This is a genomic window from Marinomonas maritima (assembly GCF_024435075.2).
In the GTDB taxonomy this organism is placed as follows: domain Bacteria; phylum Pseudomonadota; class Gammaproteobacteria; order Pseudomonadales; family Marinomonadaceae; genus Marinomonas; species Marinomonas maritima.
Genome location: NZ_JAMZEG020000001.1, coordinates 173,153 through 190,353 on the forward strand (window position 1 = coordinate 173,153; position 17,201 = coordinate 190,353).

17 protein-coding genes are annotated in these 17,201 nt (G+C 43.3%); 7 read left to right on the top strand and 10 right to left on the bottom strand.

What is annotated here, in order from left to right; translation table 11 throughout:
• Positions 1–3: 3 nt before the first annotated feature.
• Together M3I01_RS00900 and M3I01_RS00905 are read left to right on the top strand one after the other, a co-directional pair.
• Positions 4–1,062 carry a FecCD family ABC transporter permease gene (locus M3I01_RS00900; protein WP_255893670.1) on the top strand — a complete coding sequence of 353 codons (1,059 nt, stop codon included), beginning with the start codon at positions 4–6 and terminating at the stop codon, positions 1,060–1,062.
• Positions 1,063–1,088: 26 nt separating this feature from the next.
• Complete coding sequence (locus tag M3I01_RS00905) at positions 1,089–1,883, top strand: heme ABC transporter ATP-binding protein (RefSeq protein ID WP_255893671.1); 795 nt, start codon at positions 1,089–1,091, stop codon at positions 1,881–1,883.
• 132 nt (positions 1,884–2,015) lie between these two features.
• On the opposite strand, the gene M3I01_RS00910 is transcribed toward M3I01_RS00905, so the two are convergent.
• From M3I01_RS00910 to M3I01_RS00925, 4 genes are all read right to left on the bottom strand, one after another.
• Positions 2,016–3,080: a hemin-degrading factor gene (locus M3I01_RS00910; protein ID WP_275564861.1), complete on the bottom strand. Its 1,065-nt coding sequence runs from the start codon at positions 3,078–3,080 to the stop codon at positions 2,016–2,018.
• A gap of 80 nt (positions 3,081–3,160) precedes the next feature.
• Positions 3,161–5,065 carry a TonB-dependent receptor plug domain-containing protein gene (locus tag M3I01_RS00915; protein ID WP_255893674.1) on the bottom strand — a complete coding sequence of 635 codons (1,905 nt, stop codon included), beginning with the start codon at positions 5,063–5,065 and terminating at the stop codon, positions 3,161–3,163.
• A 318-nt stretch (positions 5,066–5,383) separates the two neighbouring features.
• Positions 5,384–6,316 carry a DUF808 domain-containing protein gene (locus tag M3I01_RS00920; protein ID WP_255893675.1) on the bottom strand — a complete coding sequence of 311 codons (933 nt, stop codon included), beginning with the start codon at positions 6,314–6,316 and terminating at the stop codon, positions 5,384–5,386.
• Positions 6,317–6,355: 39 nt separating this feature from the next.
• Positions 6,356–7,123 carry an IclR family transcriptional regulator gene (locus M3I01_RS00925; protein WP_255893676.1) on the bottom strand — a complete coding sequence of 256 codons (768 nt, stop codon included), beginning with the start codon at positions 7,121–7,123 and terminating at the stop codon, positions 6,356–6,358.
• Positions 7,124–7,308: 185 nt separating this feature from the next.
• Between M3I01_RS00925 and M3I01_RS00930 the strand changes: the two genes are divergently transcribed.
• The 3 genes from M3I01_RS00930 to M3I01_RS00940 all read left to right on the top strand — a co-directional run bounded on the left by M3I01_RS00930 (position 7,309) and on the right by M3I01_RS00940 (position 10,149).
• Positions 7,309–8,493: a GAK system CofD-like protein gene (locus M3I01_RS00930; protein WP_255893677.1), complete on the top strand. Its 1,185-nt coding sequence runs from the start codon at positions 7,309–7,311 to the stop codon at positions 8,491–8,493.
• Positions 8,494–8,647: 154 nt separating this feature from the next.
• Entirely contained in the window at positions 8,648–9,667 is a 1,020-nt protein-coding gene (locus M3I01_RS00935; protein ID WP_255893678.1) for a response regulator, read from the top strand.
• Positions 9,664–10,149, top strand: a complete 486-nt coding sequence (locus tag M3I01_RS00940; RefSeq protein WP_255893679.1) for a PAS domain-containing protein — start codon at positions 9,664–9,666, stop codon at positions 10,147–10,149. Before M3I01_RS00935 ends, M3I01_RS00940 begins: the two co-directional genes overlap by 4 nt.
• 47 nt (positions 10,150–10,196) lie before the next feature.
• Here M3I01_RS00940 and M3I01_RS00945 read toward each other — a convergent pair whose 3' ends face one another.
• On the bottom strand, positions 10,197–10,697 hold the full coding sequence (locus M3I01_RS00945) for an ATP-dependent zinc protease family protein (RefSeq protein ID WP_255893680.1): 501 nt from the start codon (positions 10,695–10,697) through the stop codon (positions 10,197–10,199).
• 217 nt (positions 10,698–10,914) lie between these two features.
• On the opposite strand from M3I01_RS00945, the gene M3I01_RS00950 reads away from it, so the two are divergent.
• Positions 10,915–11,835 carry a D-hexose-6-phosphate mutarotase gene (locus tag M3I01_RS00950; protein WP_275564862.1) on the top strand — a complete coding sequence of 307 codons (921 nt, stop codon included), beginning with the start codon at positions 10,915–10,917 and terminating at the stop codon, positions 11,833–11,835.
• An 87-nt stretch (positions 11,836–11,922) separates the two neighbouring features.
• On the opposite strand, the gene M3I01_RS00955 is transcribed toward M3I01_RS00950, so the two are convergent.
• Positions 11,923–12,699 carry an exodeoxyribonuclease III gene (locus M3I01_RS00955; RefSeq protein ID WP_255893683.1) on the bottom strand — a complete coding sequence of 259 codons (777 nt, stop codon included), beginning with the start codon at positions 12,697–12,699 and terminating at the stop codon, positions 11,923–11,925.
• A 116-nt stretch (positions 12,700–12,815) separates the two neighbouring features.
• On the opposite strand from M3I01_RS00955, the gene pyrE reads away from it, so the two are divergent.
• The gene (pyrE, locus tag M3I01_RS00960; protein WP_255893684.1) at positions 12,816–13,463 is read left to right on the top strand and encodes an orotate phosphoribosyltransferase; all 648 of its coding nucleotides are present in this window, start codon (positions 12,816–12,818) and stop codon (positions 13,461–13,463) included.
• 37 nt (positions 13,464–13,500) lie between these two features.
• Here pyrE and slmA read toward each other — a convergent pair whose 3' ends face one another.
• The 4 genes from slmA to coaBC all read right to left on the bottom strand — a co-directional run bounded on the left by slmA (position 13,501) and on the right by coaBC (position 17,120).
• Positions 13,501–14,094 (bottom strand): nucleoid occlusion factor SlmA, encoded by a 594-nt coding sequence (gene slmA / locus M3I01_RS00965; protein ID WP_255893685.1) that lies wholly within the window; start codon positions 14,092–14,094, stop codon positions 13,501–13,503.
• A gap of 59 nt (positions 14,095–14,153) precedes the next feature.
• Complete coding sequence (gene argB, locus M3I01_RS00970) at positions 14,154–15,062, bottom strand: acetylglutamate kinase (protein ID WP_255893687.1); 909 nt, start codon at positions 15,060–15,062, stop codon at positions 14,154–14,156.
• 321 nt (positions 15,063–15,383) lie between these two features.
• On the bottom strand, positions 15,384–15,842 hold the full coding sequence (dut, locus tag M3I01_RS00975; protein ID WP_176336402.1) for a dUTP diphosphatase: 459 nt from the start codon (positions 15,840–15,842) through the stop codon (positions 15,384–15,386).
• Between the two features lie 54 nt (positions 15,843–15,896).
• Positions 15,897–17,120, bottom strand: coding sequence for a bifunctional phosphopantothenoylcysteine decarboxylase/phosphopantothenate--cysteine ligase CoaBC (gene coaBC / locus M3I01_RS00980; RefSeq protein WP_255893688.1), 1,224 nt, complete (start codon positions 17,118–17,120; stop codon positions 15,897–15,899).
• Positions 17,121–17,201: the final 81 nt, after the last annotated feature.

Here is a 17,201-nt window from a genome sequence, read left to right on the forward strand (position 1 = left end):
AGCATGTTAGAAACGCTAACGCTCAACCAACAACGCAGTAAGCGCCAATTTATGGCCATTCCCGTCACGTTAGGGTTGCTGTTTTTTGCTGCCTTATTGGCTATGGTCGTAGGTGCTGTGTCGTTATCCATTAATGACATTTTAACTTATATAAGTCATGGGCTTTCAGCGTCTCATAGTTCCTTGAGCACTCGTGTTTTATTTGAGATTCGATTGCCTCGTACCATTCTTTCTATTGCGGTAGGGGCAGCACTTGGTATATGCGGTGCGGCCATGCAAGCCCTTTTCAGAAACCCGCTCGCCGACCCCGGTTTAATCGGTGTTGCTGGTGGGGGTGCGTTGGGTGCGGTGACGGTCATTGTGCTCGGTAACTCGATTTTCCCTCAAACGATGGACGTTATTGGCCTTTATGCTCTGCCGATAGGCGCGATGATTGGCTGTTTAGGCGTCTGTTCTATTATCTACAAATTAAGCAATCGACAAGGACAGTTCACCATCATCACACTATTACTGGCAGGCATTGCTGTAAACGCGATAGTGGGTTCTTTAATTGGTATTTTGACGTTGGTGAGCAGTGACAGCGAACTAAGAGAGCTCACCTTTTGGACGATGGGTAACTTGGGTGGCAACAGTTGGTCATTAATATTCCCGGTGTTAATACTGATATCCATTAGCCTTGTTGGTCTTAGTCGGCTTGCTAAGCCACTCAACTTGTATTTGCTTGGTGAGGCACAAGCTCAGCACCTTGGTATTGAGGTGTCAAAACTGAAAAAACACGTCTTTATTTATACTGCCATGGCCGTCGGTGCTGCCGTATCCATTAGTGGAATGATAGGTTTTGTCGGTTTTGTTGTGCCGCATTTGGTAAGAATTCTGATAGGACCTGATCATCGTTTTTTATTCCCTGTCAGTATGTTGCTTGGTGCCAGTTTTTTGACCATAACAGACGTTATCGCGCGCATAATTATTATTCCTGCTGAGCTTCCTATTGGTCTGGTCACAAGCGCACTTGGCGGGCCTTTCTTTTTATTCGTTTTATACAAGCAAACAAGTCGACATTAATATTCGAGACTCATAGGAAAATCATCATGTGTATTGACGTTCAATCTTTGTCTATTTCTATTGATAAAAAAACCTTGCTAGACGCTGTCGATTTAACCATTAGGCCCAATGAATTAACCATTCTTATTGGCCCTAATGGTGCCGGTAAATCCACTTTATTAAAGGCTTGTTCTGGTGATATGTCTCCAACGTATGGCGAGATACTGATTAATCAAAAGCCCATTCATTCTTTCAGCTCGGCTAAGCTTGCTAAAACGCGAGCGGTTATGACGCAATCTTATGAGATGGGATTCGGTTTTACTGTGATCGAGATTGTTTCTATGGGGTGTTTTACTTATGAAGAACAAGTGTCTCAGCACCAGAAGCGAGAAATCATTCGAGACGTGATGAACTTTATGGAGATAGCGCATTTGTCAGAGCGCAACTTTATGACACTGTCAGGCGGCGAACAACAACGCACACAACTTGCTAGAGTACTTGCTCAATTATGGTTGCCTTATGAGCAGGAAGAGGCACGTTATCTTTTCCTTGATGAGCCGACATCGAGTCTTGATGTGTTTCATCAATATCATGTGTTGTCATTGGCGAAAGAGCTTACCAAGCGGAATATCGGAGTACTCGCTGTTGTACACGACTTGTCCCTAGCCGCCAGCTTTGCCGATCAATTGGTACTAATAAATAATGGGGAAATCATTACGAAAGGGGTGCCAGAAAACGTTTTACAAAGATCCCATCTTGCAAACGTTTATGGTATTAAAGCAGAGTATTTCCATCACTCTGTTGGGGCAAAACCCTCTGTCTTGATGGATAGAAAGCAATAAAGAGTAAACACAGCAGGTTAGGGAAAACGGTAAAAATTTACTTTCACAACGCACTTTCATAACGTACTTTGATAGAGTTCTAAAATTCATTAATATAAATTTTAGAACTCGTATTAAGCAACAAAAATCAGATTACAACATGGCTTCCACTAAGGCTCTCCATTGAGGGTTCTCTGATTTTCCTTCGGTTCTTTGCCCGAAAAATTGAGCAATCTGATCACCATTAGCGTCATACAACTCCAAAGAAGTAATAATGCCATTGCTACTTGGTTTTCTAATCAACCAAGCATTAGCAACCCCTGGCATTAATAGGTGCAAATTAAACTCTGGGTCTAGCACGTTCAGCCAATCGCCCATTTTTACAACCTTATGAATAGCGCCAGTGTGGATTTGTATTCCGCCTTTATTGCCCACAAAACACATAATAGAAACCGCTTCTTGTACTATTTTATGCAGGGTTTCTTCCAGTTTATTAACTGAAAACACTTCTGCATATTGTGTCCCTACCAGTTTAAATGCTTGTTCCCGGCTGACATTATGACGTTTTAAAAGCCCCATAAACTGATGTACATCGGTGATGTTTGACCAGTCAGAGATTAATTGTGCTTGATCTACATCATTATCATCGGCAAGATTTGTTTTGTGCTCTGTTTTTACAAACGCCAATGGCGACGACTGATCTTCATTGGTGTATGAATTCAATAACGATTCATACGCTTGCAAATCACTTTCTGGCTGTAAAAATAATTTTTGAATAGCGATACCTTCACCATTAAAAAATTGAAGGCTGTAACGTTCAGTCGAGCCAACGAGCTCTTTCACTGCAAACACATGCTTCCATTGGCTCAAAAATAAGCGCAGATCAATGCTTCTATCGTCGGCAATAATTAATCCCATCGCGCCGTTGATTTTAACGTTTTGATATACGCCTTTTCGTTCATGCACGGCATGGTCATTACGCATTAATATCATCACATAACCTAATGACGGTAAGGCTTCAATAATGGCTTTGGTTTCTCCATTTAGGCGAATGCTCTGCAACCCAGCTTGGTCATCAATGAGTGCGGCTTCGCTTGTCTTTAGCGCGTCAGCAACATCACGACGTCGAGCTTTGGGGTTTTCCATGGCATATTGATGGTATTTTTTAGCTAATTCAGTCTCTTCAGCGGTACGATTAAATTTTTCTTGTAAAGACATACATATCTCCATTATTTTTTTAATGTAATGAGAGACCTTTACACGGTGCTAGGGCCATCATGTAAAGGTCTTAATATAAATTAGAACGTCGACGTTAACGCGAGTTTGAAAGATCGTCCGGTTTCTAATAGCTGATCACTGCCGTTCAATACAACGACGTTACCCATATTATTAATGCCAAAACGTAGTGATGTATTCTCAAATATATCTTTGCTGATGCCTATATCAGCAACCACATAAGACCCAATGGTGCCTGTTTTTCCTCTGCCGTCATCTGTGTGTTGTTCGCCAATAAAACGCGCAGCGGCATCCATATCAAAACCTGAAAATACAGATTGATGGAAGTAGTTAAGCTTGGCTAAGTGTTTAGCTCGATCCGGTAATTCTTTTCCGGTGGCTAGGTCTTCGGTATGTAGAAAGGCATAACTTAGATTTAATTTTTGGGATTTGTTGTCATTATAGAATGACCACGCCAGCTCCAATCCTTTTAGTAAGGCTGAATCGACATTGTTATATTCTGCTGTTGTAACACCACCAGAAACGGTGCTAGATACCGATATTAAATTGTCTACTTCGGAACGAAATAACGAGATTGATCCAGAATTGTTTTGGTGTTCAAACGTTAATCCAGACTCTATTGTTTTTGCTGTTTCTGGTTGTAAATCATCATTCCCAACATAACGTCGAGTTGGTCCCGCACTGACGATATATTTCGATGAGCCTTCACGTATGGATGGCGCTAAATAGCTTTCGCCATACCCTACTTTAAAGCCGACGGTTGGGGATAATTGTGTAAACCAGTTTATTTTAGGGCTGGCTTCCGCGTCGTATTCACTGTGCATGTCGTAGGATAATCCTAAGGTAAGGCTGCTGTCTTTTGTTACATCAAAAACATCTTGAACAAACAGTGCTGTCGCATGTACATCGTCACTAAAAACAGTCGTATCATTACGGTCAACGCCTTCCTCTCGGTAATTTACACCGTAACTTAAATAATGTTGTTCATTTAGTCTGCCTTGCAAATCAAGTGCTACGTTATCTTCGGTCACATTCCAAACACCTTTACCTTCTAATACATCTGAGTTACCAGAGGTAACTGAAAGCGAGGTATCGTAACCGGCTAATGCGGTGAAGTATTCAATGGTGGCTATGCGATTAGTCACCTCTATCGGCGTATCCTTTGCCCCTGTTTTATTGAAGTCGGTACCTTCTTCATTTGAGGAAATGATCCCAATTTCAACCCGATCGTTATTATTAAGGTCAATACCTACATCCACTTGAAAGTTTTTAAGGTCTTTTTCGGATTGCAAACTAGCAAGGCCATCATCAACAAGTATTGCATCGGTAGAGGTCGATTCAGCCGCAATCAAGAGGTCAATATTGTCTGAAAGAGAGCCTGACGCAGAAAAACTTACGCCCTTACCATCCCCACCATTTACGCCATCGGTTTGTTCGCTGTAAACGGAAACCGCCCCCGTCCATTCATTGCTCGCTTTCTTAGTAATAATATTTATAACACCAGCCATTGCGTCAGCGCCGTAAAGGCTAGAAGCGGGGCCTCGAATAATTTCAATTCTTTCGACATTTGCCAAAGGCACTAAGCCATATCGATACGCTGGTGAACTTGCCACATTTCGGTCGGTGTTAGGAATGCGTTTTCCATTAACCAGAATCAAGGCTCTGTCTGCATTCTGACCGCGTATTTGAGGGGCTTTTGAAGGACTATTACCCGTTACAATCATTTGAATGCTAGGTGTTGTTTCTAATACATCATTAATGTTTGTTGCACCACTGGCTTTAATTTCTTCTGCAGAGACCACTGTCACAGAGCCTGCAAACGTTGCTTCACTAACCGGTGCTTTCGCTGAAACAATAATAGTATTCAGTTTTACGGGTGTTTCATCATTTGCATAAATGGGCGTGGCAATAGCGCCAATCAAATGACTACAAACTAAAAACGATAATTTTTTTTTCTTAAACTTCATATCTATCAACCTAATTGAAATGAAAAGTCATTGAATCCATTCAGGTGGGTGTTTTTAAAAACTAAAAAACATTTAGATGATAATGATAGCAATTATCATTTAGATTAACTATCTATGATGATGCTTTTTTTAGTTGGTGATCATCTAATTGAAAATTCTTAGGAGAAAAGCCCGAGGAGAGAGGTTAAGCGGTAGCGGTATTGCATGTCGGTGAAGTTCTAAACGATGGTGGTGTGTTCGATCTTTTTTGAATAGGCAAAAGGCAAATATCGCTAGAAAAATATCGATATTGACCTTTTGGTCTCGTTATTAAACGATTCAGCTGGGCGAGTTGGGTTTATTACTTTTGGATTTTTTCGGCAAAAATGATGCGATACCGACAGCAGCGGCGCCAATGATCAGTCCGACCAATAAGCTGATACCGGTGTTGATTAAGCTTGTCATGATTGGAAGTTTGGCGATATCGCCGGATACTGCCATGTCAGCTACGTGATGTAATACTGGTAAGCCGTGTACAAAAATACCACCACCGACCAAGAACATGGCAATGGTGCCGACAATGGTGAGAAGGCGGATGAGCATTGGTGCACCTTTTAGTATGGCGAACCCAAGCTGTTGAATGAGCCTCTTGTTGGATTGATGTAAGTGCAGGCCGATATCATCAAGGCGAACGATCAATCCAACCAACAAATACACGCCAACGGTGACAACGAAGGCAATCAGGCTGACGACAAGAGCCTGTGTTATTAGGTCTTGGCCTGCCACTGTGCCAAGGGCGATGACGATAATTTCAGCTGACAGCACAAAGTCGGTACGAATAGCGCCACGCACTTTGTCTTTTTCTAATGTTAAGAGCTCGGCGTCGCTTTTGGCTTGTTGTACATTTTTTCTAAGGGTGTCTTTTTCGTCTTTGTTGTTTTTGAAAGAATGTAATATTTTCTCGGCGCCTTCAAAGCACAGATATAAACCGCCTGCCATTAACAAAGGTTGAATCAGCCAAGGTATAAAGGCACTGATAGCGAGAGCGAGTGGTACGAGGATGAGTTTGTTTAGGAAGGAACCTTTGGCAACGGCCCAAACGACAGGAAGTTCGCGATCTGCTTTTACACCAGATACTTGTTCGGCATTTAGGGCAAGGTCATCTCCCAATACGCCTGCGGTTTTTTTGACCGCCACTTTAGAGAAAATCGCGACATCATCGAGCAATGTTGTTATGTCATCCAATAACGCCAATAAACCTGTCATAGCCATGGTCATTTTCTCTTTAAAATTGAACGTTATCGATGTTGATTAGTCGCATGCACCAAGTCGTTTTGAAATAGTGTTTGCAGCGTGTTTAACCTGTAATTTCATTTCTTCATAGGTTTGGTCACTGGTGCGAAAGGCGGGAGCAGTCACACTAATGGCGGCAATGGCTTCGTTGCGAGTATTGAAGATAGGCGCTGAGGCACATTTTATCCCCATCTCATGTTCCTCTAAATCGAGTGAAATACCTGTTTTTTGAATTTGTTGTAGATCGACTCGTAATGCCTGCGGTGTAATCAAGGTATGGTCTGTGTGACGGATAAAAGATTGTGCGGAGATGACGGCCTCTTGTTTGTCTTCCGGCAAAAAAGCCAGCATCGCTTTACCGACACCTGTACAATAAACAGGGCCTTTTTTTCCTACGGCAGAGTATAAACGCAAGCTCTTAGGGCTTTCGAGTTTATCAATATAAATAACATCTGCGCCGTCTAAAACCGCGAGGTGAATGGTTTCTTGTGTTTTTGACCACAAGTCTCGCATCGGGGCAGCTGCAACGTCTCGAATGTCTAGATTTGCCCATGTACGATGAGCAAGAGCAAGCAATTCATAGCCTGGATAGTAGGCTTGTTTATGCTCGTCAAAACGGACGAGGCCATGCTCAAGTAACGTATTTAATTGCCTGTGGGCGGTGGCTTTTGGGAGCTCAGAAAGGTCGACTAATTCAGCAAAACGTAATGGTACAGGTGAAGTGCAAACATGGTTAAGCATGTTGAGTGCTTTGCTAAGTGATGACCCCGAGGTTTTGGTTTCCATGACGCTTCCTAACAGTAATACATGCTATTGTTTTGTATAAGTTGGTTTTCATTTTAACACTGTGTGACGAGAATATAACCTTAAACAGATTTTAAGCGTCAGCAGATGGTCGTTCTGTTGTCACTGTTTTATTTTTAGTTGATTATTCGTACTATTTGACAGTTTTTATTATTATGAGGATGTTTATGACGGGCTCTTTGCGTATTTGGCGTCGTATGGTTATGCCGGATTTGGTTCGTGTCCATCGTTATCAGAGTTTGCCTGAACAAGGACCAAAGGTGTTGTTTTTTAGTGGCGGCTCAGCGCTAAATAAAATCAGCCGTGTCTTCAAAGAATACACCCATCATTCCATTCATCTAGTGACTCCCTTTGATTCTGGTGGCAGTTCCGCTCGATTACGGGCTGAGTTTGATATTCCCGCTGTGGGAGATTTACGCAGTCGTTTGATGGCGTTGGCGGATGAAACGGTAATGGGGCAGCCTGAAGTGTATGATTTGTTTACGCATCGTCTTTCCCAATATGAAGAGCCATTCGCGCTAAAGGCGCAATTACAGCTTCTGGTGTCGGGTGAGCATCCTCTTATTGAGTGTATTCCCAATCCGATGAAAGCTTTGATACAAACCCAGTTAGCTGTCACTCAAGCACGTATTCATGATGGCTTTGATTTACGCGGGGCAAGCATTGGTAACCTTATCATGGCGGGTGGTTATCTAAACAATCAGCAGCAATTAGATCCTATCGTTTTTTTATTCTCTCGATTGGTGAAAACACTAGGCGATGTGAAAACAACGCTGGATGCGAGTTTTCATTTAGGTGTTGAGTTAGAGAATGGCGATATCGTCTTAGGGCAGCATAATATTACAGGCAAAGAAAAAGGGACCTTGCCGAGCCCGATAAAGCGTATGTGGTTGAATCAAGGGTTGCGTGAAATTGTTCATACGAATCAGCATATTGGTGATGACCGTAAGGACGCTATCGAAGGTGCGGATTTAATTTGTTATCCCCCTGGGAGCTTCTACAGTAGTTTACTGGCTAATCTCATGCCTGAAGGTGTTGGACGATCCATTTGTCAGAACCCGAATCCTAAAGTGTATTTACCTAACCTTGGTGTAGACCCTGAACAGCAAGGACTCCCGTTAATGGAAAGAATTAAGCGCTTGATCGTAACGGTCTTGGCAGACGTTAAAGCAGAGGCGCACTTTTCGGCATTGGATTATTTGCTGCTCGACGATGTGTATGATTATGGTGCGGTGGATGTTAAACAACTGAATGATCTCAATATCATGGTGATTAAAACGCCATTGATTGCTGATAAAATGGATAAGTACGATGAACGGCTAGTGGCAAAAGCATTGCTTTCATTCACTTAACCTTTAGATTTGGATAGCAAAGAAGGTGTGTGTGCTACCATTGAGCATGAGCTAAATTAATATGAGTTACGTGAAATAACATTTTTGTATTTCTAGAAACAAGGTCTTAGGTGTCATAGTAGGCAATAGGCGTCTTATCAAAAAGAGAGTGGCAATGAGCACACGAGTACTAATATGTGATGATTCCAAGTTGGCAAGGAAACAACTCGCAAGAGTGTTGCCAGCCGATTGGGATGTTGAAGTCGAATTTGCTGAGGATGGCCAAGATGCGTTGGATATCTTGTCTTCTTCTGCGTTTGATTTATTGTTTCTAGATTTAAACATGCCTGTCAAAGATGGCTATGAAACACTTGAAGCATTGCAGTCTTTTGAGCAAGCGCCAGCGGTTATTGTGGTGTCGGGCGATGTACAGCCAAAAGCAATTCAACGAGTGAAAGATATGGGGGCGATTGCTTTCCATAAAAAACCGGCCTCATCGGAAGAGTTACGCAGCCTGTTGTTGTCTTTGGGCTTGATGACGGATGGTGATGACAAGGAAAGTAAACCGACGATTGCCGCGCCAACGGCTGCAGAACAATTTACCCTTAATGATTGCCTGCAAGAAGTGTCGAATGTCGCGATGGGGAGAGCGGCTAGCGTGTTGGCAGACATGCTCAATGTCTTTATTAAGTTACCTGTTCCCACTGTGAATATTTTAGAAGTCGGCGAATTACAAATGGCTTTGGATTACAGTGTGAAAGAAGACAGCTGCTCGGCGGTATCGCAAGGTTTTGTTGGTTCTGGTATCGCTTTTGAGACGTTGCTTATTTTTAGCGACTCTAGCTTCCCTGATATGGCTAAACTGTTGGGCGTCACAGAAGAAATTACCAGAGAGTTGGAAACAGAGCTGTTGATGGATGTGTCTTCAATACTGGTTGGCCCATTTATGGCTGCCATCGGTAAGCAGCTGAACATCGATTTCAGTCACAGTCATCCTATGTTATTGGGGCAGCATGTCAAAATCGCCGACTTAATTAACGTTAAGAAAGCGACATGGAAACGCACGCTAGCTGTTGAGATTGTGTATGAAGTGGAAAACTACCAAATTAGCTGCGATTTAATGCTGCTCTTTACGGAAGATTCTGTGCCAACGCTAGAAAATCTATTGTCCTTTTTGGTTGAGGAAGACGAATGAGTAATAATGCGGACGGTTTAGCAGATCTTCATTGGATGTTTGATATGCTTCACCATATCGATGTTGGGCTGGTAGTGTTGGATTCATCTTACCAAGTGCAGCTTTGGAATAGCTTCATGGAAAACCACAGTGGCGTCAGCTCGTCGATTGCAAAAGAGCAGTCGTTATTGGCTCTGTACCCTGAGTTGGATACAGGATGGTTACGTAAAAAACTAGACAATGTATTTTGCTTAAAAACCCCTATTTTTGTCTCTTGGGAACAGCGTCCGTTTTTGTTTCCTTTTAAAAGCTATCGTCCTATCACGGGCATTGCTGACAAGATGTACCAAAACGTAGCAATACGTCCGCTGTCCAGTCCAGATGGATCGATTAAACAGGTGTGTTTGGTGGTTTATGATGTGACGGACGTTGCGACAAATAAAATGGCACTTTCGGCGGCCAATCATAAATTACAGCGTTTGAGTCAGGCGCTGTCTAAATAACCGGTATCACCTTCCTTTTTTCATTAAGAAGGAAGGCGATCACCTCATTATTTTTTAGCGGGTTTCTTACTCGCTTCTTTGTAGAGCTCAGTTAAGGTTTCTGGTGTTTTATCACCATGAAGGCACAGCCCTTCTGGATCAATCAGCACGCGGCCATTCATCGCTTCTCGACCCAACAACATACGGTATCCCATTGTGTCTCTGTTGGTGAGTGTCACTTCTACTTCCCATGATTTTTCACCAAGAAAAAGCGGAACACGAATAACGGGCCGTTGCTCTTTATCGCCACTTGAACTTTTTATGACTCTTTGATCAATAAGAGGGGCTTCGCAGTGAACGGTTACTTTTCGATTTTTTTGTAATGGATGAACTTCAAAGCTTACCCATTTCTCTTTGTCACGCGCAAAGCGTTTGATATTGATCGCGTGCATTGACGATGTTTTTGCGCCAGAATCAACGCGGGCTTTGATGGCGGGAATATTAAGAGAAGGGAATGCGCACCACTCGTCGCTACCAATGACCATTTTCGGTTCGTTTAGTTGATTCATAACACTATGGCACCTTATAAAAAAGATAATATAAGAAGGTTTTAAACCGTCTTGTAGTTGCTGTGTTTTATAGCGTAAAAGTGTGATTAGGTTAAGTCTTTATTGATATCTAACAGAGTTAATCTCTCTATTGAATTGTCAGTATAAGCACAAGCTATTGTAATCGTGTTATCTGAAGTTACTATGTGCGTACAAAAATACTTTATTGGAGTTGTAGATGAATGGCCGACTGATGCAAGAGTTGGAAGAGCTGGGTGGCGAAATACGCCCTGCAAGCTTAAAAAAATGCGATGAAATCATCATCGATCAGCCAGGCTTTAGCGCTATTATTGCGTTATGGGGTGGTCATTTGGAAAGCTTTGTTCCTGCTGGTCAAGAGGATCTGTTGTTTCAATCTACAAATCAGGGTGGAGACGGGCGTTTTGCACGCCGTCATTTTGGTGTTCCTGTTTGCTGGCCTTGGTTCGGTGCTCATGACATGCAGAGTGATTATCCTGCCCATGGTCTTGCGCGTTATTTTCGTTGGGAATTTATTGAAGCTGGGCATTTTAAGAATGGCGATGTGAAAATTGTGATTCGTTTGGCATCGGAAGACCATCCGTTGATTGAAGAAATGTGGCCATTTGCCTTTGAGCTCCGTCAAGTTTTTCGTTTTTCAAGTAAGGGCTTTAGAGTGAATTTCTCTGCGGCTAATTTGTCTGATAAGCCTATGCCTATTAGTGAAGCGCTTCATACTTATTTTAATGTCTCAGATAACCAAACAGCCGAAGTGCATGGTTTGGATCAAGTGTCGTATGTTGATAAGTTTGATAATGGTAGTCGCCAACTACAACAAGGTGTCGTAACGCCTTGTGGTCCTATAGATAGAGTGTATTTGTCTGCACCAGATGTATGTGAAATACAAGATCCCGGTTTTCAGCGAAAGCTGATTATTAAAACAGAGGGTAGTAACAGCACCGTATTGTGGAATCCAGGCGCCGATATTGCTAAACAGCGAACGGATATGGAGGATGGAGATTATCGCTGCTTCGTATGTGTGGAAGCGGCTAATGCACTTAGCAATGCGTATGAGATCGCTCCAGGTGAGATTCATCAGCTTAAATTAAAAGTGAAGTACAAGCCGCTTTTTGATGAGTAATCTAAAGGTTAGGTAAAAAAAACCGCAGGTCATGCCTAGCGGTTTTTTATTTTTTGGATTCTGGCATTATCTGTGCGACGGTAAGGCTTAATCTATATTATATTCCATGATCAATGGAGCATGATCAGAAAAACGCTGGCCTTTGTATATAGAACCGCCTTGAATTAGGTTTTTAATGCCCGGTGTGGCGATTTGATAGTCTAGACGACCACCTTCATCCAATTTCCAAGCGCGCTCGTAATCAGGCCACCAAGTGTACTGCTTGTCTTGTTTGTTTATGTGACGGAAAGCATCAATGTATTCCAACTCGTTGAATATTTCGTTTATCCATTTACGCTCTTCTGGTAAAAAACCAGAATTGCGTTGGTTAACGAACCAACTACTAACATCAATGGGTGAGCGTGCCACATTTGCTGTACCGCAAAAAATAAATTCGCGACGCTTTCGTCGAGTCTTAACTAGATGGCTTTTAAAACCCTCCATAAAGCGGTATTTGTGCTCTTGTAAAGCATCCTCATGGTTAGAGCCATGGGGGGTTAAGAAAGCGCCTATGCTGACTTTCTCGAAGTCCGCTTGAATAAAACGCCCTTCAAAGTCGCATTCAGGGAATCCCATGCCTGTCATGATCGCTTTAGGCATCGTTTTACAATAGATGGCAACACCTGCTTGCTCTGGGTTTTCCATAGAGTCAAAGAAGTATGTATTGTACCCAGGCGGAAAAAACACACTGTCATTCAGAGTGCGTTCATCGGCCTGTATGTCTTGTAGACACACAACATCTGGGTCCTGACGAACCATCCATTCAAAAAAGCCGCGATCGGCTGCTTGTCTTATACCGTTTACATTAAGGCTGATGACCTTCATTTCTGGTCCCTACAATTCCTAGCCGTGTGTTATATTAGCGCCTATCCAATGTTGGCATGGCTTCGCTCGTTCTTGGCGGCGCTTTGTTGTGTATTATTTATCTTTCTGGAGTTGGCATGAAACCTTACCAAAGAGACTTTATTGAATTCGCTATTGAGCAAAACGTGTTGCGCTTTGGCGAATTTACTCTTAAATCTGGCCGTGTGAGTCCTTACTTTTTTAATGCAGGTCTGTTTAATTCAGGACAAGCATTAGCTAAGTTAGGGCGCTTTTACGCAGCCTCATTAATGGAATCAAATGTTCCATTTGATGTTCTATTTGGTCCTGCCTACAAGGGCATTCCATTAGCAACAACAACCGCTGTTGCTTTGTATGATCATCATAACGTAGACACACCATACGTTTTCAACCGCAAAGAAGCAAAAACTCACGGTGAAGGTGGTTCTCTTGTCGGAGCTCCTTTAGCTGGTAAGGTCATGATTATCGATGACGTGATTACCGCAGGAACCGCCATTCGAGAAGTCATGGCCATAATCCAGCAAGTTGATGCGCTGCCTGCTGGTGTGCTTATCGCCTTAGATCGTCAAGAACGAGGCCAAGGTGAATTGTCTGCTATTCAAGAAGTCGAACGCGACTTCAGTATGCCAGTCATTAGTATAGTGTCTTTAAATGACATCATGACGTATTTAGCAGAACAGGATTCACCTGAATTTGCAGAACACCTTGATGCGGTCAAAGCCTATCGTGACCAGTACGGCATTTAATGCGTAATGCTAAGGTTTGGGGCTTTTGCCTCAAGCCTTAGCGATTTAGCGTCAAAGTTTGTGCCAATACTGTCCATTGTTCTTGCCAAATATCCATTGGCTTCACTTTAAACTCACTGCGCACATAATGACGTATTTTTCCTTCAATAATGGCAATAAGAAAATTTGCACAGGGTGCAACGCCCATCGCTGGCCTCAAACCTTGCTTTAAGTCTGCTTCACGGATGATCTGCTTTAACTGCGTTTCTATGCGATCAAATACTTGAGTAATACGCATACGTAAGCGTTCTGTTTCACCTGCTAATGCGTCTGCTGTAAGCAAGCGACACATGCCTGGATTTTGTTCCGCAAACCCAAGTACCAAGGTAACGATCATCTCCACTCGAGAGATGACATTGGCTTCCTCTTGAATAATACGGTTAATTCGGGTGAATAATGTTTCTTCAATGAACTCGATTAAGCCTTCGAACATCTTCGCTTTACTAGGAAAGTGGCGGTACAACGCCGCTTCCGATACGCCAACTTGCTTAGCCAGAGCGGCCGTCGTTATACGCGCTCCTGGACTACTCTCGAGCATTTGAGCCAGCGCTTGCAATATTTGTGTGCGGCGATCGTTTTTCTTGTTACTCATTGTCGTGTCCAGTTTGTAACCCGTATTATTAATTCATTATATCAATAACAGCGTAGGCCTCATTCGCCAACTTTTGTATTTGATATTAATGTGCCGACACCCGTATCGGTAAAAATTTCCAGCAAAGTCGCATGTGGGACACGGCCGTCGATAATGTGAGCGCTTGTCACGCCTGAATTTACCGCAGATAGTGCGCAGCTGATCTTTGGAAGCATGCCGCCATAAATGGTGCCGTCAGCGATTAAGGCATCGACTTGCGCCGTACTTAACCCTGTTAATACATTGCCTTGTTTGTCTTGTACGCCCGAAATATTGGTTAGCAGCATGAGCTTTTCGGCACCAACGGCTTCGGCAACTTTTCCTGCGACAAGGTCGGCATTGATATTGTAAGAGTTACCATGATCATCCACGCCAATAGGGGCAATAACAGGGATCAGATCACTGTTCTCAAAGAACTTTAAGAAACTGGTGTCGATACTGGATACTTCGCCAACGTGGCCAATATCTACCTGTTCTGGCGTTGTCATACCTTCTGCTTGGTGTTTTACAAACAGCTTTTTCGCTTTAATAAAGCGGCTGTCTTTTCCGGTGATACCGATGGCTTTGCCGCCCGCTTCACAAATTAAATTGACGATTTCTTTGTTTACTTGCCCGCCAAGTACCATCTCAACCACATCCATGGTGGCTGAATCGGTAACACGCATGCCATTAATGAATTTTGACTCTATGTTTAGCTTCGTCAGCATGTCGCCAATTTGTGGACCGCCACCGTGAACAACAATTGGATTAATACCAATCGCTTTCATTAAAACGATGTCTCGTGCGAATCCCGCTTGTAGGGTTTCATCTGTCATGGCATTGCCGCCGTATTTGATGACCAGAGTCTTACCGGCAAAGCGTTGAATGTAAGGGAGCGATTCGCTCAATACCTTAGCAACATCTAAAGCGGATTCACGAGAAAAAGCCACGGGGTACGTACTCCTGTAAACAAAAAGAATCGCGTTATAAAAACAGACTATCTTGATCTGCCCTGAAAACGAATAAGTAAATAGATTATCTGGCTGCTGTGGCAAAACGATGACAGTCAAGGCCAGCATCGAGAGTAAGCAACCACTTAGGGTTGAAATAATAGCGTGATCTTGGAGGATTAACTATAGAAATTTACATGAAAACGACGAAGTTTAAGCTTCCGAAAGCGATTTTTAGTGTGGCTTAAAAAGATGGATGAATGAATGTGGTAACGAAGTCGAAAAAGGTGAGATATTCTCACCCTTTTCATTCAGATTTAGTTATTTTGTGCCAGTATGGCCAAAGCCACCTTCGCCACGTTCGGTGCTTTTGAATTCTGTCACAATGTTAAATTCTGCTTGTACAACCGGCAGTAAAACAAGTTGAGCAACACGTTCACCTGGCTCAATAGTAAATGTCGTATTTCCACGATTCCAGCAAGAAATCATCAGTTCACCTTGGTAATCAGAATCGATAAGACCGACCAAATTGCCCAAAACAATACCGTGTTTGTGGCCCAACCCTGAGCGTGGCAATATCGTCGCGGCGAAATTAGAGTCTTGGATGTAAATAGAAAGCCCAGTCGGCAGTAATGTCGTTTCACCTGGCGCAAGGTCGATCGCGGTGTCTAGGCAGGCACGAAGGTCTAATCCCGCCGAGCCTTCTGTTGCGTAAGTTGGCAATGGGATCTCTTTGCCAATTTTGTCGCTTAGGATTTTTAATTGAATCGCTTGTTTCATTGTTTTCTCTTCTATTTTCTTAATTGATGGTCGGCATGAATAGTCGTTAAGGGGTTAACGAGAGCGTTGTGAGTGCTCGTGAATAAAGTCTACAAGCTGACTTGCTAATTCGCTCTTGGTGGCTTTAGCAGGCTCCCAGACCTTATTCGTAGTAATCACAGTGACTTGGTTCTCGTCTTGATTAAAACCAATGTCGGAGCGAGACACGTCATTGGCGATAATGATATCTAAGCCTTTACGTTCAAGTTTGCTCTTCGCATATTCGATCACGTTTTGCGTTTCGGCGGCAAAACCTACTATGATTTTTGCGCGTTTTTGCTGAGCTAATGTCGCAATAATATCTGGGTTTTTCACGAGAGTGAGTTGAACTTCATCCGTATTGGATTGTTTTTTCATTTTTTGGTTGCTGGCCATTTTCATTTTAAAGTCGGCAACCGCCGCGGCACCAATAAATACATCCGCTTGGCTTTGCATAGCGTGCTCGCACGCGGTTAGCATGTCATCGGCGCTTTTGACGGCCACTAAATTAACGCCAACGGGTGCTGTGATCTGAACAGGACCGCTGATCAATGTAACACTCGCGCCGCGGGCTATGGCGGCCGTGGCAAGGGCATAACCCATTTTCCCTGAACTGTGATTACTGATGTAGCGCACAGGGTCAATCGCTTCCATTGTCGGTCCAGCGGTAATAACCCAATGTTGTCCGGCAAGGTTTTGTTCAAGCATTGTGTTTTGGAAGTGGTGTGTTATCGCAGTAAAAATATCGGTGGGTTCACTCATGCGACCAGGCCCTATGTCGCCACACGCTTGAGCGCCATCGGCAGGGCCAATACTTAGCACGCCACGCTGGGTTAGCAGAGCCGAATTCGCTTGGGTGGCAGGGTGGCGCCACATGGCTTGATTCATGGCGGGGGCAATCAGTACGGGAGACTCGGTAGCGATGCATAACGTGCTCAGTAAATCGTTTGCCATGCCTTGAGTGTAACGTGCCATGAAGTCGGCTGAGGCAGGCGCGATGACAATTAAATCAGCCCATTTTGCTAACTCAATGTGCCCCATGCCTGCTTCGGCGTTCGGGTCTAATAAGGTACTGCGTACCGGATTCCCAGAGATTGCTTGTAGTGTCATTTCCGTCACGAAGGCTTTGGCGCCTTCTGTCAAAACGACTTGCACTTGTGCACCCGCTTTGGTCAGTAAGCGAATTAGCTCGATGCTCTTATAAGCAGCAATACCACCAGTAATGCCTAATAGAATGCGTTTTTGAGTGAGGTTTGACATAAAAAACTTCTCAATACGTTCAGTGGAAGATAGAGTTAACCAGAGGCAGGACGCCTTTTAAAGCAAGATTATCATGGATCA